At 66.1% G+C, this 1,868-nt stretch carries 1 pseudogene; it reads right to left on the bottom strand.

Features of this window, described 5'->3' with window-relative positions:
• A pseudogene (gene uvrC, locus I71_RS26920) lies at positions 1-1,680 on the bottom strand (excinuclease ABC subunit UvrC); the annotation flags it as partial.
• Positions 1,681-1,868: the final 188 nt, after the last annotated feature.

Below are 1,868 nucleotides of genomic sequence, written 5' to 3' on the forward strand. Positions count from 1 at the left end.
ATGGCGAAACGGTGGGCCTTGTCGCGCAGCCGCTGCAGGAAATAGAGAACCGGGTCGCGCGGCTCCATCGGAAAGGGCGGGGGGTTTCTCCAGGAAGAAATGTTCACGCCCGGCATCGCGATCCGGCCCCTTGGCGATGCCGACCAGCGCCACGTCGTCGATGCCCAGCTCCGCGAACACCTCCAGCGCCACGTTCAGCTGCCCCAGGCCGCCGTCGATCAGCACCAGATCGGGCCAGCTTCCCAGACTGCGCTCCGGATCCTCCTTCACCGCCCGACCGAATCGGCGGGTCAGCACCTCGCGCATCATGGCGAAGTCGTCGCCGGCCGCGCCCTCGCTGCGGATGTTGAACTTGCGGTAGGCGTTCTTGATGAAACCGTCCGGACCGGCGACGATCATCCCGCCGATGGCGTGCGCGCCCTGGATGTGCGAGTTGTCGTAAACCTCGACCCGCTCAGGCGCGCTGTCCATGCCGAAGGCGGCGGCAACCCCCTCCAGCAGCCGCGCCTGGCTGGAGCTTTCGGCCAGCCGGCGCCCATGGGCCTCGCGGGCGTTGGTCAGGGCATGCTCGACGATCCGGCGCTTCTCGCCGCGCTTTGGCTCCGCCAGCTCCACCTTGTGGCCGGCACGCACCGCCAGAGCCTCGCTCAGCAATTCCAGCTCCGGCAGGGCGTGGCTGACCAGTACCAGCGGCGGAGCGGCCTTGTTCTCATAGAACTGGGCGATGAAGGCTGCCAGCACCTCCTCGGTCTCCGCCGCCTTGTCATGGCTGGGGAAATAGGCGCGGTTGCCATAGTTGCGACCGCCGCGGAAGAAAAAGACCTGGATGCAGGTCACCCCGCCCTCGGCATAGGCGGCGATGACGTCGGCATCCTCCACCACCCCTTCGACATTGATGTCCTGGTGGGCCTGGATGGCGGTCAAGGCGCGGATACGGTCACGGTAGCGGGCCGCCGTCTCGAAATCCATCGCGTCGGAAGCGGCCATCATCCGGTTCGCGAACTCTGCCTGGATGTCGCGGCTCTTGCCCGCCAGGAAGGCGCGCGCCTGATCGACCTGCGCCTGATAGTCCGCCGGGGTGACGCGGCCGACGCAAGGCGCGGTGCAACGCTTGATCTGGTATTGCAGGCAAGGCCTGGTGCGGGAGGAGAAGACCGTGTCGGCGCAGTTGCGCAGCAGGAAGGCGCGCTGCAACGCCGTGATGGTGCGGTTCACCGCCCCGGCCGAGGCGAAGGGACCGAAATAATCGGCGTCGCGCCCGCGGGCGCCGCGATGCTTGGTCAGCTGCGGATAGTCATGGTCCCTGGTGATCATGATGTGCGGAAACGTCTTGTCGTCGCGCAACAGCACGTTGTAGCGCGGCATCAGCTTCTTGATCAGGTTCGATTCGAGAAGCAGCGCCTCCACCTCGGTGTGGGTGTTGACGAACTCCATCGTCTCGGTCTCCGCGACCATGCGCTGGAGCCTGACCGGCAGCTTTGCGACCTGGGTGTAGTTGGTAACCCGGCGCTTCAGGTTGCGCGCCTTGCCAACATAGAGGACAGCCCCGTCGCCCGCCAGCATGCGGTAGACGCCCGGCGTCTGCGGCAGGGTCTTCAGATGCTCACGAATGATCTCGACGCCACGATTGATGTCGGCCGGACGCCGCTTCGGGCGCACAGCTGCGGCGTGGCCGGCCATTGCTTCGGCGGATGCATCGGCCGCGGCACCGGTCGCACCATCGTCTGCGACCTCATCCGAAGTGGAGGTCAGGGTGTCGGAGGATTGCGTTTCGGACATGACCAGAATGTCGTCGAGCCGCCGCCGCGGGTCAACCGTTGGGCACATGACAGACGCATGTGGATCGACTCACCCCTCCGGAAGAATAT

The sequence above is a fragment of the Azospirillum sp. B506 genome (genome assembly GCF_000333595.1).
Taxonomy (GTDB): domain Bacteria; phylum Pseudomonadota; class Alphaproteobacteria; order Azospirillales; family Azospirillaceae; genus Azospirillum.